Source organism: Paenibacillus cymbidii, from assembly GCF_004764705.1.
Lineage (GTDB): Bacteria > Bacillota > Bacilli > Paenibacillales > NBRC-103111 > Paenibacillus_AN > Paenibacillus_AN cymbidii.
Genome location: NZ_SHLX01000020.1, coordinates 41,283 through 65,869 on the forward strand (window position 1 = coordinate 41,283; position 24,587 = coordinate 65,869).

The 24,587-nt window shown below is 50.1% G+C and carries 24 protein-coding genes and 1 pseudogene; 9 read left to right on the forward strand and 16 right to left on the reverse strand.

The window, feature by feature from the left end; translation table 11 throughout:
• Window positions 1-20 precede the first annotated feature (20 nt).
• The 5 genes from EXY20_RS24625 to EXY20_RS24645 form a co-directional block, all read right to left on the reverse strand.
• Window positions 21-872 (reverse strand): carbohydrate ABC transporter permease, encoded by an 852-nt coding sequence (locus tag EXY20_RS24625; protein WP_135554784.1) that lies wholly within the window; start codon window positions 870-872, stop codon window positions 21-23.
• A gap of 18 nt (window positions 873-890) precedes the next feature.
• A complete protein-coding gene (locus tag EXY20_RS24630; RefSeq protein ID WP_135554785.1) occupies window positions 891-1,844 on the reverse strand; it encodes an ABC transporter permease in 954 nt (317 codons plus the stop codon).
• A gap of 103 nt (window positions 1,845-1,947) precedes the next feature.
• Window positions 1,948-4,311: a helix-turn-helix domain-containing protein gene (locus tag EXY20_RS24635; protein WP_135554786.1), complete on the reverse strand. Its 2,364-nt coding sequence runs from the start codon at window positions 4,309-4,311 to the stop codon at window positions 1,948-1,950.
• 197 nt (window positions 4,312-4,508) lie between these two features.
• Complete coding sequence (locus tag EXY20_RS24640) at window positions 4,509-5,219, reverse strand: SDR family NAD(P)-dependent oxidoreductase (RefSeq protein WP_207671333.1); 711 nt, start codon at window positions 5,217-5,219, stop codon at window positions 4,509-4,511.
• 19 nt (window positions 5,220-5,238) lie between these two features.
• Entirely contained in the window at window positions 5,239-5,946 is a 708-nt protein-coding gene (locus tag EXY20_RS24645) for an RraA family protein (protein ID WP_135554787.1), read from the reverse strand.
• Window positions 5,947-6,135: 189 nt separating this feature from the next.
• On the opposite strand from EXY20_RS24645, the gene EXY20_RS24650 reads away from it, so the two are divergent.
• On the forward strand, window positions 6,136-6,942 hold the full coding sequence (locus tag EXY20_RS24650; RefSeq protein ID WP_135554788.1) for an AraC family transcriptional regulator: 807 nt from the start codon (window positions 6,136-6,138) through the stop codon (window positions 6,940-6,942).
• Here the strand turns inward: EXY20_RS24650 and EXY20_RS24655 are convergent.
• The 6 genes from EXY20_RS24655 to EXY20_RS24685 all read right to left on the reverse strand — a co-directional run bounded on the left by EXY20_RS24655 (window position 6,917) and on the right by EXY20_RS24685 (window position 14,777).
• A complete protein-coding gene (locus tag EXY20_RS24655; RefSeq protein WP_135554789.1) occupies window positions 6,917-8,059 on the reverse strand; it encodes a heparinase II/III domain-containing protein in 1,143 nt (380 codons plus the stop codon). The genes EXY20_RS24650 and EXY20_RS24655 overlap by 26 nt on opposite strands.
• Window positions 8,037-9,086: a glycoside hydrolase family 88 protein gene (locus tag EXY20_RS24660; protein ID WP_135554790.1), complete on the reverse strand. Its 1,050-nt coding sequence runs from the start codon at window positions 9,084-9,086 to the stop codon at window positions 8,037-8,039. The genes EXY20_RS24655 and EXY20_RS24660 overlap by 23 nt, the downstream gene beginning before the upstream one ends.
• Before the next feature lie 11 nt (window positions 9,087-9,097).
• On the reverse strand, window positions 9,098-9,724 hold the full coding sequence (locus EXY20_RS24665) for an acyltransferase (protein WP_135554791.1): 627 nt from the start codon (window positions 9,722-9,724) through the stop codon (window positions 9,098-9,100).
• Window positions 9,721-10,962, reverse strand: coding sequence for a TolB-like translocation protein (locus EXY20_RS24670; RefSeq protein WP_135554792.1), 1,242 nt, complete (start codon window positions 10,960-10,962; stop codon window positions 9,721-9,723). Before EXY20_RS24670 ends, EXY20_RS24665 begins: the two co-directional genes overlap by 4 nt.
• Window positions 10,963-13,346: 2,384 nt before the next feature.
• Window positions 13,347-13,751 (reverse strand): VOC family protein, encoded by a 405-nt coding sequence (locus tag EXY20_RS24680; RefSeq protein WP_135554793.1) that lies wholly within the window; start codon window positions 13,749-13,751, stop codon window positions 13,347-13,349.
• A gap of 78 nt (window positions 13,752-13,829) precedes the next feature.
• Window positions 13,830-14,777, reverse strand: a complete 948-nt coding sequence (locus EXY20_RS24685; protein ID WP_135554794.1) for a helix-turn-helix transcriptional regulator — start codon at window positions 14,775-14,777, stop codon at window positions 13,830-13,832.
• 794 nt (window positions 14,778-15,571) lie between these two features.
• Here EXY20_RS24685 and EXY20_RS24690 point away from each other — a divergent pair.
• Window positions 15,572-16,411: an RMD1 family protein gene (locus EXY20_RS24690; protein ID WP_135554795.1), complete on the forward strand. Its 840-nt coding sequence runs from the start codon at window positions 15,572-15,574 to the stop codon at window positions 16,409-16,411.
• Window positions 16,412-16,518: 107 nt separating this feature from the next.
• Here the strand turns inward: EXY20_RS24690 and EXY20_RS24695 are convergent, their stop codons facing one another.
• The 4 genes and pseudogenes from EXY20_RS24695 to EXY20_RS40470 form a co-directional block, all read right to left on the reverse strand.
• Complete coding sequence (locus EXY20_RS24695) at window positions 16,519-17,370, reverse strand: DUF4339 domain-containing protein (protein WP_167859489.1); 852 nt, start codon at window positions 17,368-17,370, stop codon at window positions 16,519-16,521.
• 163 nt (window positions 17,371-17,533) lie between these two features.
• Complete coding sequence (locus EXY20_RS24700; RefSeq protein WP_235886181.1) at window positions 17,534-18,187, reverse strand: InlB B-repeat-containing protein; 654 nt, start codon at window positions 18,185-18,187, stop codon at window positions 17,534-17,536.
• Window positions 18,177-18,836: an Ig-like domain-containing protein gene (locus EXY20_RS40015; protein ID WP_328592591.1), complete on the reverse strand. Its 660-nt coding sequence runs from the start codon at window positions 18,834-18,836 to the stop codon at window positions 18,177-18,179. Before EXY20_RS40015 ends, EXY20_RS24700 begins: the two co-directional genes overlap by 11 nt.
• 54 nt (window positions 18,837-18,890) lie before the next feature.
• Window positions 18,891-19,122, reverse strand: a pseudogene (locus EXY20_RS40470) (tail fiber protein); the annotation flags it as partial.
• 75 nt (window positions 19,123-19,197) lie between these two features.
• Here EXY20_RS40470 and EXY20_RS24710 point away from each other — a divergent pair.
• Window positions 19,198-19,554, forward strand: a complete 357-nt coding sequence (locus EXY20_RS24710) for a hypothetical protein (RefSeq protein WP_135554798.1) — start codon at window positions 19,198-19,200, stop codon at window positions 19,552-19,554.
• 1,036 nt (window positions 19,555-20,590) lie between these two features.
• Here the strand turns inward: EXY20_RS24710 and EXY20_RS24715 are convergent.
• Window positions 20,591-20,908: a hypothetical protein gene (locus EXY20_RS24715; protein WP_135554799.1), complete on the reverse strand. Its 318-nt coding sequence runs from the start codon at window positions 20,906-20,908 to the stop codon at window positions 20,591-20,593.
• Between the two features lie 197 nt (window positions 20,909-21,105).
• On the opposite strand from EXY20_RS24715, the gene EXY20_RS24720 reads away from it, so the two are divergent.
• The 6 genes from EXY20_RS24720 (at window position 21,106) to EXY20_RS24745 (ending at window position 24,488) form a co-directional block, all read left to right on the forward strand.
• Window positions 21,106-21,348 carry a spore gernimation protein GerQ gene (locus EXY20_RS24720; RefSeq protein WP_135554800.1) on the forward strand — a complete coding sequence of 81 codons (243 nt, stop codon included), beginning with the start codon at window positions 21,106-21,108 and terminating at the stop codon, window positions 21,346-21,348.
• Window positions 21,349-21,360: 12 nt separating this feature from the next.
• Entirely contained in the window at window positions 21,361-21,747 is a 387-nt protein-coding gene (locus EXY20_RS24725; protein ID WP_135554801.1) for a spore coat protein, read from the forward strand.
• Window positions 21,744-22,880, forward strand: a complete 1,137-nt coding sequence (locus tag EXY20_RS24730) for a zinc-dependent alcohol dehydrogenase (protein ID WP_135554802.1) — start codon at window positions 21,744-21,746, stop codon at window positions 22,878-22,880. Before EXY20_RS24725 ends, EXY20_RS24730 begins: the two co-directional genes overlap by 4 nt.
• A 31-nt stretch (window positions 22,881-22,911) precedes the next feature.
• A complete protein-coding gene (locus EXY20_RS24735) occupies window positions 22,912-23,112 on the forward strand; it encodes a hypothetical protein (protein ID WP_135554803.1) in 201 nt (66 codons plus the stop codon).
• Between the two features lie 10 nt (window positions 23,113-23,122).
• Window positions 23,123-23,419, forward strand: a complete 297-nt coding sequence (locus EXY20_RS24740; RefSeq protein ID WP_135554804.1) for a spore coat protein — start codon at window positions 23,123-23,125, stop codon at window positions 23,417-23,419.
• A 490-nt stretch (window positions 23,420-23,909) separates the two neighbouring features.
• A complete protein-coding gene (locus EXY20_RS24745) occupies window positions 23,910-24,488 on the forward strand; it encodes a dihydrofolate reductase family protein (RefSeq protein ID WP_135554805.1) in 579 nt (192 codons plus the stop codon).
• The last annotated feature ends 99 nt before the right edge of the window (window positions 24,489-24,587 follow it).

Here is a 24,587-nt window from a genome sequence, read left to right on the forward strand (position 1 = left end):
ATAACCGCTCCCAGAGCAAACTAGCCTTTTACCGCACCCAGCAAAATGCCCTTAGTGAAATGCTTTTGCAAGAAGGGGTATACCAACAGAATGGGCACAATGGCATAAATCGTAGTGGCCATCTTCAAGTTTTTGCCCAATGACAACCCCCCCTCCGCATCCACCGATTGGATGAGAATTTCCCTCAACAGCACCTGCAGCGTTTTCTTCTGATCGGAAGTAATGAACATGACGATATTAAAATAGTCATTCCATAGTCCTACGGCATAGAACAATGCGCAAGTGGCAAAGATCGGAGCTGAAACGGGAATGATGAGACGGAAGAAAATGCCAACCTCCGAGCAACCGTCAATCTTGGCCGACTCCGGCAGCTCTCGGGGCAAATTCTCGAAGAATACCTTCATGAGAAACAGATTGAATGCACTGAGCAGATGAATCACGATAACGGCCCATAGATGATTGATTAACCCCAAGGATTTGATAATCATATACGTGGGGATAATGCCCGTTTTTATCACCATGGTAAACATGACCATATACAAGAGAAGTCGCATTCCTGGCACATGACGCTGCGCCAGCCCGTACGCCATCATCCCGGTCAAGAGTACAGCCAGAAGAGTACCGACTAAAGTGGTATACGCGGAATTCCAGAAGGCTCTCTGCACTTGGCCAAATTCCCAAATCAGTTTATAAGCATCCAGGGTAGCCTGCCGAGGAATCAGATGGATCCGGCTGGTATCCGCCGCAATATGCTCCGGCTCAAGGGAAAGTGCAATAACGTTCAGAAACGGAAACAGCATGACAACACCTAGAATCAGGAAAAACATTACATTCAGGATGTCAAATAGGGATAGCTTCTTGTGAAATGTCAATCTAGTCACGTCTCCTTGCTATACAATGGCGCTGCCACGAAGTCTTTTTACGATCTGGTTGACACTAAGCACGAGAATCAGGGAAATGAGGCCGTTAAACAAGCCTGCGGCAGTTGAAAAGGAAAAATCCCCCTTCTGAATCCCCATCATATACGTGTATGTGCCCAAGGTCTCGGATACCTCCGCCACGTTGGGATTGTACATGACGAACACTTGCGTAAAGACGTCCAGAATGTCTTTGATCTTCAGGAGCAATACGACCAGAATGGTTTCCACCAGAGACGGAAGCGTAATGTAAATCATGCGTTGAAATCGGCTTGCGCCATCCACAATCGCCGATTCATACTGATCCGAGTTAATCCCGAGAATGGCGGCCAGGTAAATGATGCTGCTCCATCCCATTTCCTTCCAGATGCTGCTGGCTACCAACACGGAACGAAACCACCTCTTGTCTGCCATGAAAAATATCGGATCCACCCCAAATTTCCCCAGCATGATGTTGACGATGCCCCCCTCCGGCGACAGGATCATAGCTACCAAACCGCCGATAATGACCCAGGAGAGGAAATGAGGGAGATACAACAGGGATTGAATCGTTCTGCCAAATGCAACATTTCGTAACTCGTTGAGCAGAATGGCGATCATAATCGGAACCGGAAATCCCCAGAACAAATTGTAAAAGCTGATGATAACCGTGTTTTTAAGCGCTTGCAAGAAATAGGTGGATTGGAATAAATCGAGAAAATTTTGCAGTCCAACCCAAGGACTGTCGGCGAGTCCGGTAAACATATTGAAGCTGCGAAACGCGATCTGCAGGAAGTACAAAGGGAAATAATCAAACAACAGCAGATAGCAAAGACCGGGCAATACCATGAAGTAAATAAATTTATGGCGGACGAACATATTGATATAACGAGACAGAATCGACTTGTCCCGTTTGGCGTTCATGGACGGACCCAGCGAGCTTTCCATGAGCTTCTCTCTCCTCCCCTGTATGCGATGGTTTAATTGTATGAAAGCGCATCAACATTTTATATAGTCTTTATTTCGGCGGATTTGCTCTTTTTGCAGCGAGCTAGGAAAGGTCCGTATTTCGGATCATATTCCGGTACTCCATCGCCGATAGCTGCTCATATTTCTTGAACATGCGCGCAAACTGCACATGGTTGTTGTAGCCGACCGCTCTGACAATCTGTTCGATGGGCCAATCCGTATCCCGCAGCAGTTCCTTGGCTTTTTCCAGTTTGATTTGGGTTAAATACGCTTTGAAGCTTTTCCCCATTTCTTCCGTGAACAGTCCGCTTAAATACGTATGCTTCACGGATAACCGCTCCGCCAATTCGAACAGGCTTAAATCCCGGGTATATTCCAGGTGAATGATATCCAGCGCTTGCTCGATCAACGGATGCAGCTGACGATTTCTGTTGGCTTGCGCTTCCTCCATGACCTGCAAAATGCCTGTTAACCATTCCGTCACGTCATTCACATGCTGGAATCTTTGCTCGAAGTGCAAAAAAGCCTGATTAAGTTCCCTCTTCAGCTCGATCTCTTCCGACATCCGGGCGTCTACATTTTGATCCAATAGGCTAATAAAAAAACGGTAGTAGTAGGTATATCCCGTCACATACATCATATTGGCAACGAGGAATTCGCGAAATTCACTAACAATTTGTCGGGCTTCTCCGTAATTTCCAGTCTCCATATGATTGCGGAAGTACCTCAGCAAATCAATACGAGCCAAGTCAGGGAGGTCTGCAGAGAATTGTTCCGTCATATCCTCGGCAGCAATAACAATGCCGCGCTTCAGCACAAACTTTAACCGTAAGGTTTGAAGAGCTATTCGATAGGAACAAGCCAGTTGATCCAAACCATGCTTTGTGGAACCGATGGCAATGGTCAAGGCAGAATCGCGATCGCCGGCAACACGCTTTTGCAGGATTTCGCATTGCTCTTTTAATGAATTGCTGTCGAAAGTCCCCTTATTGCAGCAGACAATTCCAACCAGCAGGTGCTCTTGCTCCTTATATGCATATACTTCATCCGCCTGAGGGCATCCTTTGAAGATGGTTAAAAAGCTTCTGCTCACTTGTGCCTGCTGGCTGTAAGAAGCCGGATTGCCAGTCGGCCCATTCCACTCCATGAGCAGGACGACATAAGCTGCATCCGCGGCGATTTGAAATTCTTCCGCCTGCTCCCGAATTTCTTGCGAATCGGTGATATCTCCCCTGGCCACTCGATACAAAAAGTATTGCACGTGCTCGGGCACGATCCTCTCCCATTTGGCCTTCAATTGATTATGCTCCCCTACAGCCTGGCGGCGGAGAGTCTGCTCCTGCGAAATTTGATCGAACATATAACGGATCCCCGTGTTGATTTGTCCGAATTCATCTTGGCGCAGCAACAGCTTGCCCAGCTTCTTCATGTCCAGACTCTCGCCGCTAATGAGACTTTTTATAAGCCGGACCGGATGATAAATCCCCCTAGCCATGGCAAGGGAAACAAGGACAGCTACTACGGTAAACAACAAACTGACGAACCCGATATTCCGGGCAATGATTTCTTTCTTTATCTTCAATTCATCCGCGGGCAATACAGCTGCATATTTCCACCCCGTCAAGTGTGAGGTGGTATAAGAAAACAGCAGCGATTCTTTGTCACTTCCATACAAACGAGCGATCCCTTCTTTATTGGAAAGCCAATTCATCTGATTGAGTTGAGACTGCAAAGGGGAAAGAGAGGCACCTTCATTGCTGATGGGCTGACCCGACTCGTCCAGTATGGCCATAAATCCCGATTTGCGGATATACAGATTCTTCATACTTTGCAACAATTCATTGTCGTTCAGGTGAATCACAAGAAGACCGATGGCTCTGCCGTCAATTCCGTACATAAACCGGACATAACGAATCGCCCCGGACTTCGTACCGAGAAATTCCCGATCCTGGGGTCTGAGCCAAATTCCTGACTGCTGTTCACGGGAATATTGCGGTATCATTTCATCGAATGCCTTGGCATCCACATTTCGATAAGTTTCATCGGCCGCAGAAAGCGTGGCGTGATTCTTCTGGCTGTATACCGAAATATTGGCGATGAACGGATAGCCGGCTATAATTCCCTTGCCTGTTTGAATGACTCGAAGGAGCCTGTCCGCATCATTGTAGGAGGACAGGGAAACCGGCGTTTCCAGCAAGCTGGCAATGGCCTGGTCGGTGACCATCTGTTTGCCGACATATTCCGTCATCTGCAAAATATGATCGACCGCTTGATTGGTCTGACGAAGCAGCTCCAGATTCGAATAGCTCACTTCCGACTCCAGACTGCCCGCCATGGTGCGATAATTGTACAAAGAGCCAACTACCGTAGGCACAATCATGACGACCAGCAAAGGAATAAATAATTTCCAGAACAGGCCCCATTTGATTCGTATAAGCTGAAACATGCGAGGACACACCTTTCTTCCCTAATGAAGGCGGTTACAACTTTATCGTCTTTGTTCCTTCATCTTATCCATCCGACGTCAGTATGGCAATTTGAGTTTATGAAAATCGGGAATGCCGCTTTTCAAGAAAGCTCGCATTCCCGCTCGTTCTACTAGTATTCCGACATCAAAGGCCGCATGCCCGTTGCACAGATGATCTACATCGCATAAAAAGATTCAAAGGCGATTTCGTGAAATTGCAGGCGGGCATCGGCCGTCAGCACGAATAATATGACCTCCGCCACGTCCTCCGGCTGAAGAAACTTCTCCCGCGGCACTTGGCGATTGCCCCAGAAACCGGTATTCGCCGGGCCCGGATTCAGCGTAGTGACCCGGATATTGTTTTCCTTCACCTGAATGCCAAGTCCCTGCGAGAACATATGCACCGCCGCCTTCGCAGCACAGTACATGGGAGCACTGCCGTTGGCCCGTTTGGCGGCCATGGACCCGATATTGATAATTCGGCCCCCTTCCTCCTTCTCCGTCAGCGGAATAAAATGCTTGCAGCACAGGAAGGTGCCCTTCAGATTGACTTCCAGGGTCGCAACGTACTGCTCCTCCTCCATCGTCTCCACCTTCGCGGGGATGGATACTCCGGCCAAATTAATCAGCATGTGGGCTTTGCCGTACGTTTCCCGCACCAGTTGGAAAACCTTGCTGATTTCCTCCTCATTGGCAATATCCGCGGCCAGCGCCACAGCTTGGGTTCCGGCGCCGATAGCCGCGGTCTGCAGCTTCTCCAGCTTTGCCGAGTCTTTGGAAGTTAGCGCCAACTTGACTCCACGGGCGGCAAGCTCCCGGGTCAGAATGGTTCCCATTCCCCCTGTAGCGCCGGTAATAATAGCCACTTTATCCTGCAGCGAAATCATTGCCGATCCACTCCCTTGTTCAGAAATATCCGCCGCGACTTACAACCTGTGACGGCGTTAGCCCATCCACAATCATCTGCTTGATTTCTTTTTCGTTCTCCTTAATATGCTCCGCCTTCAGCAGGACATCGCAGGCCAGATGACGGGGCACTACAATAACGCCGTCCACATCGCCAAACACCACATCGCCGGGATAAATCATCACGTTCCCCAGCTTGATCGGCATTTGCCAGCCAATCATTCGAAACCGGCCCAGCATGCCGTTTGAGGTGCGGTATTTGCAGAAGACGGGAAACTGCTGCTCCAGCACCTTATCCGTATCCCTTACGCCGCCGTCCACAATGGCTCCCCGGCAGCCCCGCCGTTTGGAGGCCATGGTCATAATTTCTCCCCATTGGGCGGATTCATCGTCGCTGCTCGTATCCCAGACGCAAACCGAATCCTCGTGCAGTTCCTCCAGCATCTTCGCCCGCTGCTCCATTTCGCTGGTCAAGGTAAGGTTCTTCGAGCCTTTTACGGTAAAAGCAATGCCGGCCACCTTCATCTCCTCGCGAAGCGGCATAATTCCTGTCGGCAATGTTTGATACACATAGCCCAGCTCCCGCAGCACATCGTTTACCGCAGCCGTAAAGACCTGCTCATACCGGTCGCAGAGCTCCTTGTCCGGGATCGGCAGTTTTACCGCTTGATGCTGCTCCCGGGAGGCAGCCAGTTGCTTCAAATCCATTTTGACGCACCATCCTTTGGTCCAAATATCAATAAAATAAGCGAGGAAGCTGCAAGAATTCGTGACAAACGCATGGCATCAAAGTGATGCTGTCAGGCATTTATCCCTGTTTCCCTTGCTGGACGCTCCTTTCCGCATGCACTATACTGACAGTAGCAGCAGAATGCTGATCCTGAAGGAGCGGTTGCCATGTCCTTCATCCCTGCGGGACAGGACTATGATTTTCAGATCGTCAAAATCAACACCGTTACCGAAAGCAAGCCCAATCCGGAATGGCGCTATGCCAATACCAAACCGGGATCCAACTACGTGCTTGCCTATTGCCTGGACGGAGAAGCTTGTTATTTCTTCGGAGAGCAAGACCATAAGGTGGTCAAAGGAGACCTGCTGCTGTTTCCCAAGGAATGTCTCCGGACAGGCCGCAGCAACCCGGACAATCCCTGGTCCTTCTATTCCATATCCTTCGACATCGGCTTCACGGATGAAGAAAGCGGCCGGTACTTCGACTCCATGGGAGGGATTATCCGCAATCCCAACCTGCAAACCCTGCAATCCCAATTATCCGAGCTGCACCATACCTGGACAGGCCGGCGCAACGGCTATCGCGTCCGCTGCAAAAGCCTGCTGATGGATATTCTCTACCGGATGCTGAAGGAACGGGATAAAGTCCGGTTCCATTCCGGCAAATACCAAGCCATTGAAAGAGTGCTGCAGCTGATCCAATCCGACTTTACCCGCTCCTACTCCATTGAGGAGCTGGCCCGGCATGCCAGGCTGAGTCCCTCTCATTTCCGTCTGCTGTTCAAGCAAATAACCGGCATAACCTCGGTGAAGTATTCCAACCGGATTCGTATGCTCAAAGCGCGTGATCTATTGGCCAGCGGGGAGTGCAATGTGACCGAAGCCGCTCTTGCCGTAGGCTTCCAGGATATCTTCTATTTCAGCCGTCTGTTTAAGAAGACGCTGGGGATCAATCCGTCCGATCTGATGGAGTGACGGGAGGCGCCTGCAGCTTCTCCACATGGTTGGCGGCAATGCGGTATGTTTCCCCACTTCCCCGATTGTGCAGCAGCCACTCTTCTTTGTCCAATTGAAGGGCGAATCCGCCCGCCTTGCCCGGCGGCTCCACGAAGCAGCTTCCATCCTCCAGCACGTTCAGGTGCCAGCCCCTGATCAGCGGCTCTTCGTCCATGGCTATGGCGTATATCATCGTATGACTGGGAAAGTAATGTTCGGTTTCGTAGCGGAAAATAGGAGCATCTCCCGCCATGTCCTGTCCCTCATGATTGGTCGGAGGTTGGCCGCAGTCATGCTTACAGCACCGATCCCTCCGAAGCCGGTATGGATTGTCTTGCTCCCCTGATCTGGCATCCAGCAGAATGAATTTCAGGGCAGCCTCATTGCGCCTGAACACCAGCCTGTTGGCTGCGGCTACATTAACCTTCAGGCGGTTGTCCCGGTTGTTAAGGAGAAAATGGCTTTGTACCTTCACCGGCGTCCGGCTTTCCACCCGGTCGACAATGAACAGCACATGAGGCATAAACGCAATCCAGGTCCGCTCAGCCTTCATGATAGGATCCCCGTACGCATCGGCGCTGTCGACACGGATAACATGCAGCTGTCCCACCTGCTGAACCATCCGGTTACGATTGGAATATTTCTGGGAATGGTGACTTATTTCTGTTGCCTGCTGCTGAAGGATAACTTTCCCTTCCCCGCCCTCTTGATCCGGCTCCGCCTGAAAGCTCCAGGTATTGTGGGAATCCGTCCGCCCGGACGAATGAAGGGCGTTTAACGGATCGCAGCAATGGCCCGGGTCGACGATGAAGAAGCGCTCGTTTTTATGAGCCAATAGAAAGCTGGTCTTGTCTTCATGGCTGCGGGAGGATAAGTTCCTCTGCCGAAAGCCACCTTGAACCGCCAGAATGGTATCTGGTTTCTCCCGCTTATCCCTGGCGGTGATGGTGCCTGTTTCGAATGGGGCTAACAAGATCAGCTTCGCCTCCTCAAGGGTAATGGCCGGCACGGACAACCTTTCCCGAAACCATAATCCCGCTTTCTCCACCTCGTTCCAGTGCCCTTTCTCGGCCTTAACGGGGAAGATCCACGACACCGTTGCGGTATGCCTCCACCATAGCCAAGATCAACGGTGCAAAGCTGTGATGCTCATTGCGGCGAGGCAGCTTTAGGGTGACATAGGCTTTCACCGTTCCCTTGTCGTCCCCGTCACCCGGGCACAAACAACCTGGACAGCCGTGTTCGGTGGAAAAATCCGGACTAATGCTGAGCTTGTTCAAGCCCTCCACTCCTCTTCGGAAAGCCGGACCATATTCATCACGATTCAGAAGGCCAAGGCGCATGCCAACGCCAAATCCATACAGAATCAGACCTGTGCCTGAGGTTTCTTCATAGGAGTAAGGGAACGGAATTTCCTGCCGCCATAGGCCTCGCTTGGACTGATGGGGCAGGAGCGATGCAGACAAGTCCGTAAACGCCTTCTCTACAGCAGGCCGGTGAGCCGAATCGGCAGGCAGCCAGCGCACCAGCTCCGCCAGGGGGAAGTAGCCCCAGCCATTGCCCCTGCCCCAGTGGTCCTGGGAATAGACGCCGGGTGCAATGAAGTTCTTGCACTGATGGAGCAGTCCGTTCAGCGGATTGCGAAATTCATCTATCATCAGCAATGTCTGCTTGACGGCCTCATCCATGTACCTGGGCTCATGAAATGCCAGACCGGCGTACAACAGATACGGAGTAACCGCCGTGGCCGCGTCGATCCAGATCTTTTCCTCCTCTGACTGCCGGGGCATACACACAATGCCTCTTCGATCCCGCGCAGCCGTCATCATTTCCTCCGCATACTCGCGAACCTCCTGCTCCGCTTCCGGTGCAAGATTCCGCATATAAGCGTAGGACTTGGCAATCCCTCCGATCCGGTAGCTGGGGAAATTGTAATGAGGATGCTCGATATGATCGGGGAAGCGGGAGAGAATTCGTTTGCATTTCTCCAGCAGATAAGCGTCTTCCTTCTCCTCCGCTGTCTGGACCAGACCGTATATGGCCAGCACCCCATAATAGTGCTTGACCTCCTCTTCATGCTCATACCGTTCATACAGCTTTTGTGCAATATATAACGGGTTCATCTGTACGCCTCCTACCGGCTTTCAATCTTGCATTCGTCTTGCTCTTGCTTCCCTCGTTGTTTGATTACCACCGCCGGTACACCCGCTGCAATGCTGTATGGGGGAATATCCTTCGTCACTACGGCTCCGGCAGCAATGACAGAACCTGTGCCGATCGTAACTCCCGCCATAATGTTGACTCGGGCGGCAATCCAGACATCGTCTTCAATGACAATCGGCGCCAGCTGCATCCCCTGTTTATGGATGGGGCGAGTCATATCGTCGAAACGGTGATTGCCGGCAATCATAATGGTGTGCGAGGCAATCCGGACCCCGTTGCCTATGGTAATACGCCCGCTCTCCTCATCGGGCCCCCCGTAGCCGACAATATTGGCATATGCCTGAATGGAAGACTTCCGTCCCATAACCACATTTCCCTGTAACAAGACACCGGCGGCTACAACACTGCCCTCCCCGATTTCAATCCGCCCTTGCCGGGGGCAAATCTTCGCCTCCGGGCTGATCAGGCAAGTCGGATGTATCGTTGCCTGCTTGTGCCGGTTAGCCAGCCAATAGCCGAATGCCGCCGATATTCTTCGGCCTATCGTTTGCCGGCCCGGCATGCTGTACCCGCCTTCCAGCAAGGTCCACAGGCTCATGATAGGGCCTCCTCCATCACAAGCTCGGCCAACGCCGAATGCCGCCCGGGCAATACATTCACCAGCAGCCTGCTGCCGTCTGAAGAAAACACCGGATGATGGCACACGCGGAAGGGATTGCGGCCCTTGGGCTCCTCCGTGCCGTATACCCGGGGCAGGGTGAAGCTCATCAGCTCCTGGTCCTCCCGCAGGTCAATCAGCAGTACCTTGCCGGGCGCGGTGCTCTCATCCGTTGCCAACAAATTGTAGTCTGCCGGAGAGATGCTGGGATGCCCGCCGCTGGTATGGCGGCTGATTCTGCGGTAACCGCTTCCATCGTATCGCACTTGAGCCAGACACATGCCCCCATCATTCTCAGGGTCGGGTCCATAACCGAGCAAATGCTCCCCGTCCGGATGCCATCCCCAATGGACCCCCCGGCGGCCATAACTTAAATCGACAGCCAAATGAATCTCTCTAAACTCCCGGTCCGCGGTAAAAATATAGGCCAGCCGCGGCTCGTGTCGACTGCCGACCACACTATGATTGCCAAAGTAAAACAACAGTCTGCTGCCGTCCCTGTTCCAACGCACGCAATACGCCATGAGCGTAAGACCATCCTCTTGCCCCAGTCGCAGCTTCAGCTCACGGTCGCTGGACAGGAGCCGATCCCGCATGGGATGGCAAGCAAGAATTTGTTCCACGCTTAGCACCAGCCGCCCACCAAAATTCTTGGAGGCAGAATCGAAGCTATAGCTGAAGAGCCCATGCTCCCCCCGCTTCTGGAACGGCACAGGGGCAAGCTCCGGCTGAAAGCGGTTGTATCCATACCCGGCGGCGTACAGCATACCCAATAACCCCGATACAATCGGCTCGCCAAAGGGCGGAGCCCCTTCCATATCCCCTTCCAGCGTCACCTCCCTTCCGCTGGCCAGATCCCGCCTCACCATCCGCGGCTCCTTCAGGGAACCGCTGCGGTAATAGACGCTGCGTCCGTCCGGTCCCCAGGTTTGCCAGTGTGCGGTATGATAAAAAGACGAATCCAATCGGTTCTCCCCGAATCGGTCCATCACACGGCTTGCCGGGTCCAACACAAGCACCTCTCCCGTTCCCCGTTCCAGATCAGCGCCGGCCAGCAGTAAACGCCCGGAGCCGTCAGGGGCATACGGAGATAAGGTGTAATAGCTGTGAACGCACCAACGTTCAGGCACCGTAATCAGTCGGAAGGGAGCAGCAATGGTTGCTTGTTCCCGATTCATGCCTCATCCCCCCGTTTATTTTCTTCTCATTGATTTTATGCCTTAAGACTGCTCCTCTGCCATTGATAGACTGCCTGGTTTTTTTCACAAAATGCTTATTTCCGTGCCTGCTCCCACAATTTAAAGTGACCTCAACACTGTGTTTCTTTACGCTAACCTATCATTCTATCGCGTCCCGTCCATCCATGCCGCACACATCACGAGAACGAAAGTTAATCCGTTCTAATCATAGCAGCTTAATGATTCGTCACATCAGACACAGTTTGTCACAACCGCACTGGTGTCTTCCCGGCACGGCTCCGCAACAAGTCTTGCTTTGTTTCCTTTAAAGCCGTCATGTCTCCTACGCTCCGTATCGCTTGTGCAAGGAGCTCGGCGGCCTTCTGTGTGGCTGTGGATCCCTCTGCATATGTTTTCTGAACAGCGAAATGACTTCTGGTATAGACAGATCCGCAAGATCCTGAGGTGTAGGTAGCTCCTTCAGCGTTGCCTTGAACGTTTGCAGGTCCAATCTTTTAAAACACCAAACTGTACTACGGAAAACGAATCGGAATCCATGAAATCCTGCGAATGGTTGAGCATTCGCGAGAAAGACCCTTAAGTACGAGGGAGGTTTTTAAGCGCTTAGACACATGGGTCTGCCTCGTGTAATCATAGTAGCAGCCGCGGCAAAGCACATCGGCAATGACAAACGCATCTTTTGGGTCACTCATCGATTGACAATTATCTCGATTTTCTTCCAATGATAACGCTGCTTAATCGATACATACTTGTAAGTCATCCAACGATCCCTGTTCAAATCGTTCTATGGTGTTATTAACGACAGATGCCGATTCGTGAGCACGATCCCACGGTAGTTCGTAGCTACATGTGTTTCCTTGGCCATGTCGTTCCCTACGACTATATAGATGCAAAGTAGAGTTAAATCCGTTGATTTAGTGACATAATAAGAGCGTCTCCTTGATGGTGTAGCGGGCAAACCCATCATACTGAGGCGCTCCCACTTTGGCAAAGGCCATTTCTTTGCCTTAACAGGAATAGCTGCAGGCAACCGAATCATCGGCAGCCTGTTGTTGGTGAACTATCAAGATTCGGATAATAAGTGTTGTACTAGAGATTTAGCTTCCGCATAGCCTTCATTCACATTCTTACAATATAAAGAACCTCGCTTTTTTCTCGTCAACTTTCATCTTGTAATGCCCAAACATTATTGCGTTTGATGCCGACCTTAGTTGCTTCATTTGACTTTTCCTCAAGGTTGTCGGAGCAAACCTTTTCGTTTGAGTTAATTCAACGACTCTCATCGCCCCCTGATCGAAGATAAAGCTAGCTAAGTGCATCTCGTCCGATGTTGCTTTCTCTTCATACACGTTCAACACGAAGCCTTCTGGATTCTTGACGAACCGATTCTCATAACCAACATCGTCCTTGAAAAGCGGGGAAAAATGGTTTTCAATACCATAATCACAGATTGTTTGCTGTCGATTCGGAAGGTTGATTGTGTTAACAGCATTCGTCATTCGCCAAATGTAAAAAATTCCATCCCGATTAGCTTAATGGACCGTCCTGTCAACACATAGCATTGGCGCCGGCGTCTCCCCGGTTCGCCATAACCACTTTCCGTGGCAATCGGACAATGTTCTTGACATTTTCGGCAATCGGACAATGTTCTTGACATCACCAATTGTCAAGAACATTGTCCGATTAACAAAAAAGCCCGCTAATTACGCGGACTTGATTCGGCCTATGTTCTTGTCATCCGACAGATGTGGCTGCTTGTCGGTTGTCAAGTACATTGTCCGATTGCCACGATGCGGTAATAAAACTCGTTTGTGTCGCTCAATTGTTTTCCGCCGTTCAATCCGAATGGTGCTCCTGCGGACGGACTATTATTTGATTCCAGGTCCAATTATAAATAAGGAGCAACTGCCGCGGCGGTTGCTCCTTATTTAACTATCGTTCTCCGTTAGCGTAATGCTCGCCTTCCTTTACTTTTCGATTGAAAACGATAGTCCCACGTGAATGCATTCCAAATTTGGATGTACAAACATGTGGAGGAAGCTAGCGGAACCCAGCGCCCTTATCATGGGCACAACCCGATGAATCGCATCACAACGGAACTCAGCGCCGTTATTGGGCGTTTGGCAGGCGCATTTGCACCATTTATTGCTGAATAACGGCGCTGTGTTCCGTTTAGTTAGATACAGAAAGCTATGCTATTCTGCCCGATAGCTGAACAGCCTGGGTGTGAGCTACCTACTCCACCATCCCCTTGTTGCTAATACAGGCTCCTGCGAACTTTCTGCAAAATATTCGCCCTATTTGCGATAAGGTTCTCCGCGCTGTCTGTAACGGCAAGTTTGAAGGCTATCCTTTACTCCCCGTCAATGTCTACCTCTAAACCGTTTAATTGCATCCTCTGTCACCGGCTCGAAGAGGTTAAGAAGGTTGCCGTCGGGATCGCGAAACAGCATAGAACGGTTGCCCCACGGCATCGTTGTCGGTTCCTTTACCCAATTATCGACAAATGGCTTCAAACGTACATATTCGGCCTCGACATCGTCGACGCGGAACTCAATAATGACGGTGCGGTTTTGGGCCCCCACTACGGAACCGGCGCCGAATAGCTGCGCCGTCTGGGAGTGGCCGATCGCAAGGGTGCATGATGGCGCAACGAGTTCGGCAAATACAGGCGCGGGTCGCACCGCCGCAACCTCCATGACTTTCTCATAAAACGCGACGAGACGATCCACGTCGTCAGTAATGATGCGTACAGAAGCGAAATTCACAAGCTATCATCCTTCCCTCATCTATCTCCTTTGCATTTACATGTCCAATTATAAAAAACCGCTACTGACAACGTTATGTCAGTAACGGTTTAGAATTTTTTGGGCTTCCTCGTGAATCCGATTTCGGAAAGATTCGGGTTTCAACACGATCACACCCGCTCCCCAGCCAAGCACCCATTGCAGCAATTCATCCAGCTGACGAACACGTAAGACCACATCCAATCCATCTGAATGCTCATTCATATCTTCTATGTAATGATAGTTCGATTCCTTCACCTTATCTGCAATGTCCTGGTTAAATCGAAGGCAGACTTGCAATGTGCGATCATCTAAAGGGGTATACTCCCTTAAGTCAAAATTCGCCGGGAGTTCGAATCGTTCGTCCAGTTCGATAAGTTCAGCCATTCGGGACAACCGGAAATGGCGGATGTCTTGGCGTAGATCACACCGGGCCACAAGCATCCAAGACCCTTCAACGAGTACAAGGCCATAAGGAGCGACGGTACGTTTGCCATGGCGGCTCCCCGTGGAATCCGTAATTCTTTTCGAATAATGAAATCTGATCTTTCGCCCATCTAGTATTGCTCGGCGGATCTTATCGAGATTTCCCCTTTCGTTTGACAGAGCTGTCTGTTTGCCAGGAGCGAGCAATCGCAGCGACTTGCGTATACGGGAGGTCTCACTGCGGACACTGTCTGATAGAGTGACCTCGATTTTCTTCCTAGCAACATTAGCTCTATCACGATAATCATCATCAAATCGTTGCTCGATAAATTCTGTTCCTAGAAGCAAGGTCACGGCTTCCTCTATTGTAAAACTGATCGGAGGTAGAAAATATCCCTCCATTAAGGAATACCCTGTGCCTGTAGTGCCTATAATCGGCACGCCTGCTTCGCTGAGCGCCTGAATGTCGCGATAGATGGTCCTCACGCTGGTTTCAAATCGTGCCGCCAAATCCTCGGCACGTACCACTTGTCTGCCTTGCAGCTCCAGCACGATGGCCAACAAACGATCTGTTTTGTTCATTGACTCTCCTTGAAACGTAATAATGTACAACAGAAACTTGCCGTTACTTATGGTACGGTCCACCGGAATTATTTAGTTAACTATCCTGCTCGTTTAGCTAAATGAATCGTTACGTTAGACATTTCGCCACCGGCACCGGTATTTCCTTTGTTACAGCACAGGCAACAATACTGATTATCTGTTTTCCGTGGCAATCTGACAATGTTCTTGACATCGCCAATTGTCAAGAACTTTGTCCGATACCTGAAATAGCCCGCAAATTATGCGGACTTGATTCGGCCTATGTTCTTGTCACCCGACATCGGACAGATGTCGGGTGACAAGAGTTGCTCCTATTAAACTAAAGATCCAGTTCTGTCTAATGACAAGAAGTTATACGAATGGTCCAGGTAATGCCATCGGCGGAAGACCATATTTCCCGACTTCCCACCGCCGAGAACACACCGTTGCTATATACGGCGCCCATAAAGCCTGTTGAAGTGTTGCTTGTCGTCGTTCCGGGGTGCCATGCGCCTTCGGTCGGAGCGGCGTTAACCCAAGTCGATAACGGCATTATCGCCGCCACCAGCAAAAATGCCAGCATAACGGCCAAATTGCTGCGATGTCTTATGCTTTCATCCCTTCAAAAGCCGAGTTGCGATTCACGCGTTAAACTGTCCAGATTATACCATAAATCGACACTTCCGGCGCTTGCTTTTTCATTTTGGTTCTCGGATACGGCCGCTCCGCCATACATAATCGAACGGGTAATATGCTTACAATAATTTATAATCTGGTAAAGTGAGTTGAGTCCGATGAACGATGTTATTTTCAAAGCGTTTGCAGTCACCAACGAAATCGATCTCAATAAAATCGCCCTGGACTGCGGGATTCCGAAAAAGTTCACGTGGGAGGAGCCGCTTATTCTGAAGGGTGAAGCGCTTGAGATGATTGTGCGGCGCAGCGTCGACGAGTCGCAGAAGGCGCTCGTTTTCTCGTTCGGCAGCGTCGTCTTCGTGAATGATGCTTCCCGGGAATGGTTTCTGCCTTTCGTTCGTTATTTGCGAACGTTCGAGCCGAATATCGACGAAACCGACGCGGACCGGTATACGGACGATTATCGTCTTCGCACGATTGCCGAGGGAACGGCAGAGCTGACCGACGAATACGTCGTGGTCACCGAGATCGAGCCTTTCCACGAGGAGATGATCGCGACGGTGCTGGCGAAGTCGGTGGCGCTGGAGAAGATCGAGGAGCAACTCGGCAAAATCCACGACAAGCTGGAAACGATGATCGATCGGCTGGATAAAAATAATTTGCGGCTCGGCAAGAAGGAGCTTGCGCGCACGACCGCTGCGATCATGCGGCATGAGTACAACACGATTTCCTACATTATGATTCTCGACAAGCCGGACATCACGTGGACAAGCAGCAGCGCAGGCGACTTCTACGATCGGATGCTGGAGTTTTTCGAGATGAACGATCGTTATGCGATCATCAAAAGCAAGACGGAGATGTTGTACCGGATCATGGAGGGCTTCTCGACCATCAGCCACTCGACTCGCGGCTTGTTCATCGAATGGATCATCGTCCTGCTGATCTTAAGCGAGCTCGCCCTTGCTGTGGTGCAGCTTACCGGCTGGGGCGGGGGCTGAGCTTGGACACGAATCACTGAAAGTGCATTGTCAATCTTCCGCAGAAACACATTGATTCTTACATCCTTTGCCCCGCGGCATAGGGCATGGCAGTCAGGGCAGCATTTTCAGTTGTCGATCGCGTACATGTCATCCACAAATGCGTTCGTTTGTGCCACGTTTTGCCATTGCTCATTGATTTTCAGCGCATTAACGCTGAAGCTTCGATCGGAATTAACAAGGAACTGGATAAGCAGCTTGTCTTCACTTGATTTGATAATGCCCGAAACATTGACATATTGCTGCTTATCGCCTGCTATAAAAGATTCCCACTTCGGATTGACGAGATACGCTTTGGTTGCTTCGTCAATCGTCATTTCCGGATGATCGTAGAATGTTCCTTCTCTCACCGCATTGATTGTCGTCTGACTCGAGACGCCGAAATAATCAAAAATGTTTTCCGAATAAGCGGACGATCCTACAAAGCAAACGCACCAGATAATAGCGTACAGGGGAAACTGTCGCAGCTTCCTGGCCCGGATAAACAAATAAACCGGCACGAAAAGAATCCACCAGAATGAAGCTGTGTTGTGGCCTGCTTTTTTCAATTTTGTTTGATCATTGGAGCATAAAATCGAATAGACCAAAAAATACGCCAGCGCAGTGGCCATATAATTAAGTTCTTGTTCGGTAACGGCCATGATTATATTTTCCACGAAAATTCCGATGATCGGAGTAGCTACCATCCACCAAACAAACGTGTTGTTGACGGCTTGGCCGCTTATTGGGGGCGGCTCCGAGATCATTTCGCCAAATTCGGTTTTGGCAAGCGGCGTCCAGTCGGACAACCCCTTCTTCCAAACCAATGTTTCGGCCGTAATTTTCCTGGTTCGCAATAGCTCAGCCATATCGCTCGAATTGACAGGTCCTTTTCTTACTCCATTTTCGATATGAAACCATTCTTCAACCGTCTCTGCCATTGGCGCCCTCCGATACATTCAAATGCATGATTATCGTATTCTTCGACAAATTTATCCATTTTCCTGTGCCGCAGTTCGATTTTTTTTTCGGCAAATGCGAAAGAGCAGCGACAGCCTGCCTCGCGGCAAACTGCTTCTGCCCTCCCCTAACCATTCCCTTACGCTAGTGAGAAACGGAAATTCGCTGCAAGAAAATGACGATATCCGCCGCGTCAAACATTTGATCGCCATTCAAGTCTTTTTCGGATAACGTGCCTTCGGTGATGATGTGGATAATTTGCTCCATATGGAAATCGCGGTTGTTGATGATCATCTGCACAGCAGCCAGACGTACGACCAGCGCATCCTTCTCCGGACCATCATCCATCAGCAAAATCAGTTGTGCCGCTGTGTCTGCAGCGACCTGGGTTTGATCTCTTTCGGCCCGCACTATGGTGTCAACGATATTGGCAGCTATCGCCCACTTCGCGTGCAGCGTGACGTCGCCGGTGACAGGCGCCGAGAAGGTGTACGCATTGCTCAAAGCGCTGTTTGTGTACCAGCCTCCGAACACAAAACCCGATTTCGTCGGCGCAGTCGGCTCGGTTGCCGCATGGTTGTAGTTCACGCTTTGCGACGATACCGTTGTCCCGCCGTTACTTGCGAAGCTGACCGTGTACGTATTGATCGTCCACTTCGCATATAGTGTGATGTCAACGGTGATCGGCGTCGAGAAGACGTACGCGTTGCTAAGCGCGCTATCCGAATACCAGCCACCAAACGTGTAACCCGTTCGCGTCGACGCAGCAGGTTCCGCGGCCGAAGCGTCATACTCCACGTTTTGCGACGATACCGTCGTCCCGCCATTGCTGGTGAAGCTGGCTGACTGTCGCTTCCATACTGCTGCCCCAGTTGTTGAACGCTTTGTACGTGAAGCTGTTGGCACCTTGGTATGTAGTGTTCGCCGTATAAACGAAATGGCCACTTGCATTCACGGTCACTGTGCCGTGACTCGGCTGCTTCACAACCATTACACTGGAAGCGTAGTTGTCATTGGCGAGCAAACCGGTGACTGTAACGTTCAACGAGCCGGCTTGGGTCGCATAAGCGTCATAATTGGCGATCGGCGCGTTCGCGGAAGACAAGGAAGGTATAGAGCCGTTAAACACTTGGTAAATCGTCAAACCGTTCGTATAACTGGCGCGGCCAAGCAATGTCGGGTTCGCTCCGCTCAGATCGGGCACTTTGAACGTGGAGCCGCCGCCGGTGCCAAATCGTGTTCCTAACATCGCATATAAGATAGGGTACTCGCTTTGATTAAGTGCCTGTCCATCCAGCACGATACCTTGCGCCAACCGGGTACTCGGATAAGCGAATAGCCCGATTTCCCCGCTATACTCCGAGCCAAGCCCCGTTCCTCCCTCGCCGGGATACATCCCGCTGGTCGCAATCGCATAATAGACGCCTGCACTATCCAGCGGCTGCATATTCGGCAATTGAAACGTGGACGTCCCATCGCCGCCGTAAGCCGTGCCGAGTAAGCTGAACAACGCGGTTCTGACTGATAAGAAACGTTTGACCGTTGCAATACTCCCACCCGTCCGGCGCTTTGCCGTACGGAAACAGCTTGATTTCACCCAAATAATGGTCACCATTGGCGGTGGCCTGTGCCGATCGCGCCGGCAGCAGATAAGACAAGACAAGCAATAGGCACAGAAATGCCTCCACTATTTTCCGCACATCAATTTCCCCCTGGTTCATCATTTGTGCCATTATTCACAATGGTAATATGTACTCGAAAACAACTGCCTACATATTCATAAAATATAGCATGATTTCGTTTCGGCAGTGCGACATGATTCGACGTTTTGTGCGAAACGACACAGAAAAGCGCCCTTCTTCCCGAAGCCGTTTCTGCGGTACTGGTACGACAATTCCGCCATTCTCCGCCTGATTTTCCAAGCCGACCGCGCCTACATCCTCAGCGAATCGTTGGCCAAAATGATGAACCAGTTGCAAGCCTCGATCAAACTGGTCCATCCGGCCACGAAGTACAGCAACTACTTCTTCGCGCTGCGCTCCGCCATCCCGCTCGCCGTATTGGCCGAGTGGGTCAGGAACGACATAAACATCGCCTCCGACTATTTAAGCGACGTCCTGTTCAACCAACTGCAGGAAGTGATCAAGTTCAACCAGATGGAATAGTGAATACAAAATAACCCCACAAAGTGGGGCTTTCGCTTCGAAGCATATTCAGTTACTTTGCGTGGGCCCGGAAACATATAAATTCTTTACTACAAATAAAAAAAACCGCATCAGTTGCGGGTTTCATTCGGCATATATTCTTGTCACTTGACATCTTCTTAGTGCATTCATGCTTTTTCTTCTGCAGCTGAGCAAGTTGAATTTTTTATGTTTATTCGTTCATTATGTTCCTTTAATAACCGCTTCTTTTCTTCAATTGTAACTATCGCCTTTCGATGCACCTGCACACCTTCTTTATAGAATTCAATCGCTCTTCTTGCTAAGTATTTTTTTTTTATCATTATTATAAGAAGCTTTGAAGCATACTGCTGATCGAAATCGTAATATTTTGAATAACTTTTGATTAGTAGATTTTCCGTTGCGAAACCGACTTTTTTTGAGCTATATTACCGTCTGAATCATTCTATGTTCTTCTTCTGTCGGAACCGGGGATTGCAATAACAAGTTCAATTTGCGAAGAGCTGAGAGATGAATCTCTGATGGATTTTTGTCTACTGCCTTATATACCGAACCAATTTCTAATAGCTTCTAATTCTTCTTTTGTAAATCCTTCATTTCCTAAATTTACTTCATTCATTTTTATCCCCTTTCCAAAAGCCATTATTATTTCCTCACGCGTATCATCAGTTCATTTAATATTTCCAAGAACAACAATGTCCGATTGCCACGATCCTTTAATAAAACTCATTTTATGTCGCTCAATTGATTTCCGCCGAACTCAGCGCCGTTATTGGGCGTTTGGCAGGCGCATTTGCACCATTTTTTGCTGAATAACGGCGCTCAGTTCCGTTAAGCTGGCTTATAACCTTTTATTTCGTCCGGTAGCGGCGCTCAGTTCCGTTAGCTCCAGTTGGAACTAATCTGCCCGATAGCTTAATGGATCGTCGAAAAATAATATCCATCTGACAAATCACATCGCGTCGACGCCAGCGTCTATTCGGAACGGCATATCCACTTTCCGTGGCCTATGTTCTTGTCACCCGACATTAAATAATATTAAACAAGAACATTGTCCGATTGCCACGTTTTGCTCTATTTTTCGAAAAACAACAGGCTGCCGCTGACCAATGTCCGATTGCCACGATAATTGCTGCCGGGCCGTCTCCAAAACTTGTGAATTTATTGCTGCATTAGATTCACTTATCGAGCTTATCGCCTGATTTATAGCCGTTTGCACCTCAGAAACCGCGTTAGATGCATGCTGCTCCAGTGTATTGCCGCTCGAGTTAAGTGTGCCTTCTGCCGGTTTTCTTGCATTTTCGGTAGCTAGATCAATTTTGTTTTCGTTGGGCAAAGCGAGTCCCCCTCCCTCGAGCAAAGTTCATTAATTTTAAACAGAAATAAGTATGCGGTTGAGATTTTGTTTATACTCCTGTGATTGCATGGAAAGTATCCGGATCCCACATTTCCGGCAATCAATTTTAGTATAAGATCCGATGCGCCGGAAAATCTAACGTTGATGATGAAAAAAAAGGAGGTTATAATTTCTCAATGAATATGCCAACGTTAGCGGCGCACGAATCGATGGAACTGCATGAAGCGTTAAACTTTAAAACGCTCTGCCTCGTTAAGTCAAAACTTATGCAAGGCTTGGTCTTTGACCAAGAGCTAAAAGCGTTAATGCAGAAAGACGTAATTCAATCCACACAACAGATCGCCGAGCTGCAAGCAATCTACGCAAGAGCTCCTTTCCAAGCGCCTGTTCCGAATAGCCCGACACCTATAACACATTAAAGGGGAACACAAATGATTACCGATTATTTAGACCCGATTAATTCATTAAATATGCCGGAAATGGCAGATATGACTTTTGCAATGGACTTCCTTCTTCGTGCCAAGGAGGGTGTGCGAAATTTGTCCATCGCCCTGACGGAAACGGCTTCTCCAGATGTAAGAGCGCTGTTGCGCAATCATCTTAAACAGGGGATTGCAATGCACCAAGAAATCACGGAGCTTATGATTCGCAAAAAATGGTTCCATCCTTACGAGCTGAACGAACAGTACCAACTCGACCAGCTTTCGGCGAAAAATACGGTGATGATCGGGCAGATGAATTTGTTCCCGGATGATACGTCGCGTAAAGGGTTGTTTGATCGGACCCCAGATGAACATATTGGAGGACATAAAGCATGAAGGCGGTGACCTATCAAGGGATTAAAAATGTCGTGGTCAAAGAGTTGCCGGATCCGAAGATTGAGAAACCGGACGATATGATCGTAAAGATCACCAGTACCGCCATTTGCGGTTCCGACCTTCACCTTATTCACGGGATGATCCCTAACCTTCAGGAGAACTATGTCATCGGGCATGAACCGATGGGGATCGTAGAAGAGGTAGGCCCCGGCGTGACAAAGGTAAAGAAAGGCGACCGCGTGATCATCCCGTTCAACATTGCATGCGGAGAATGCTTTTTTTGCAAAAATCAGCTGGAAAGCCAATGTGACAAGTCAAACGAACACGGTGATATGGGCGCATATTTCGGCTATTCCGGAACGACCGGTGGTTACCCTGGCGGGCAAGCCGAGTATTTACGAGTTCCGTTTGCTAATTTCACCCACTTCAAGATTCCTGAAAACTGCGAGCAACCGGACGAAAAGCTAAGTTTGATCGCCGATGCCATGACGACGGCATTCTGGAGCGTAGATAACGCCGGCGTCAAGAATGGTGATACGGTCATCGTGCTCGGCTGCGGTCCGGTCGGACTTCTGGCGCAGAAATTCTGTTGGCTGAAAGGAGCCAAGCGGGTCATCGCCGTTGACTATGTCGATTATCGCTTACAGCATGCGAAGCGAACGAACCATGTGGAAATCGTAAACTTCGAACAGGATACGAATATCGGCAACAATCTCAAGGAAATGACCAAAGGCGGCGCCGATGTCGTGATTGATGCGGTAGGAATGGACGGCAAGATGAGCGATCTCGAATTTCTAGCCAGCGGTATGAAACTGCAAGGCGGCACGATGAGCGCTTTCATCATTGCGTCTCAGGCTGTCCGCAAAGGCGGGACCATCCAAATTACAGGGGTATACGGCGGACGCTATAACGGATTCCCGCTCGGCGACATCATGCAACGCAACGTGAATATCCGTTCCGGACAAGCCCCGGTCATTCACTACATGCCGTATATGTACGAGCTGGTTACGTCGGGCAAAATAGACCCTGGAGATATTGTTACGCACGTCATTCCGCTTAGCGATGCCAAGCACGGCTTTGAAATGTTCGATACGAAAACGGACAATTGCATCAAAGTCATCTTAAAGCCCTGAATATGGGTAAATACAGGGGAGGACAATCCGAATGAATTCCAATTACGCTTTGCATGAGATGCTGGAGGTTCATGAAATGGCTGCGTTCAAGACCGTTTGCATGACCAAATCCAAAACCATGCAAGCTCTGGTAACCGACCCGGAGCTCAAGCAAATTTTGCAGCAAGACGTGCAATTATCACAACAGCAACTTCAGGAGCTCGGTGGAGTGCTTTCTAAATTGACCCTATAGGAGATAAAACATGAACACAATACTAGAACACATGACAGGGCTTCACTCGCTGACCGACGACGTGATCGCAATGGATTTTTTGATGAACGCCAAGAGCGGAGTCAGAAATTACGCCATGGCCGTAACCGAATGTGCCACCCCCGAAATCAAGCAAATTTTGATGAAACAGCTCGACGAAGCTATAGACTCCCATGAAAAGATAACAATCTACATGATGCAGCGGGGCCTATACCATCCCTACCATATTCCAGAGCAAATTCAGCTCGATCTGAAAAACATTCAGGCCGCTATGAACATTCCTTCCTGACACCGTTTTTCGTCCCGGCAAATCCCGCAAAACCACAATGGTTCAGGCGCGTTTTTGATTTTAGCCGGAGACTTCAGAGAACAAAATGTTCCCCGTATGGTCAAACAGGTTCATGACAAAGACGGGATCACCCCTCAAGCCATCGAACTGGAGATCGACGCAAAATTACAAAAGCATTTTTTTTGAATTGGCCCCTTCTGCAAAAACTGCGGAGGGGCTTTTGCTTCTCGGAAGCAAAATAACGAGCTAGGCGGCCTGCGGTGCACCGCAGCTCCACGATCGTCCGGACGACCCGCTGGTGCCGCCGTCTCCCCCGGCTACGGTGTCGCCGCAACGAGTAAAGCAAATCAGGTGGCCTGCGATGCACCGCAACTCTGCGCTCGTCCGGACGTCCCGCTAGTGCCGTCGGATTCCCGGCTACTCGAGCTGCAGCTCCGAGTTCGTCCCTACATCCCACCATCGCAGGCTTCTCTCCTCTACGGTCGCCGCGATGAGTACGGCGAACAAGGCGGCCGGCGGCGCGCTGCAGCTCCGCGTTCGTCCGTACGTTCCACCGGCGACGTCGGCCCCTCCTCAACGGTTGCCGCGATGGTCCAGCGGGCTTCGCACCGCAGCTCCGCATTCATCCGTTCTTGCCGCCGACTTCGCCCCCTCCTCTACGGTTGCCGCAATAAGTCCGTCGAGCAAGTCAGCCAGCTGTTCTTGGAAAAAAAGAAGACTGGACAGGTTGATCCCACGCCCCTTTGAGATTTCTAAGCCCTCAGAATTCTATAAATATGTATTAGACGCTCATGCCGCTTGCGCGGCGCTGAAGGGGGGTATCGCTAATGAGGTCTCGAAGCTGAAGAAGCAGCCGGGCAAAGACATTCTTGTATTCGGGAGCTGCTCTCTCGTACAAACACTTCACAATTTGGGACTGATTGACGAATACCGGCTCATGGTGTTCCCGGTCGTGGTAGGAAGCGGCAAACGCGTCTTCCAAGATGGGATGGAGAATACCGTACTGAAATTGACGGATACGAAGACGTTCCAATCGGGTGTCGTCGTGCTCTCTTACCAAAAGGCTTGATTGTCGAATAGGATGTGCAGCATCCATACAATTTCAAAAACTCGCTCGGTACAATCCGGTATCGAGCTGGCCTTTGAAGTTTTGAGCCCAAGATGGATC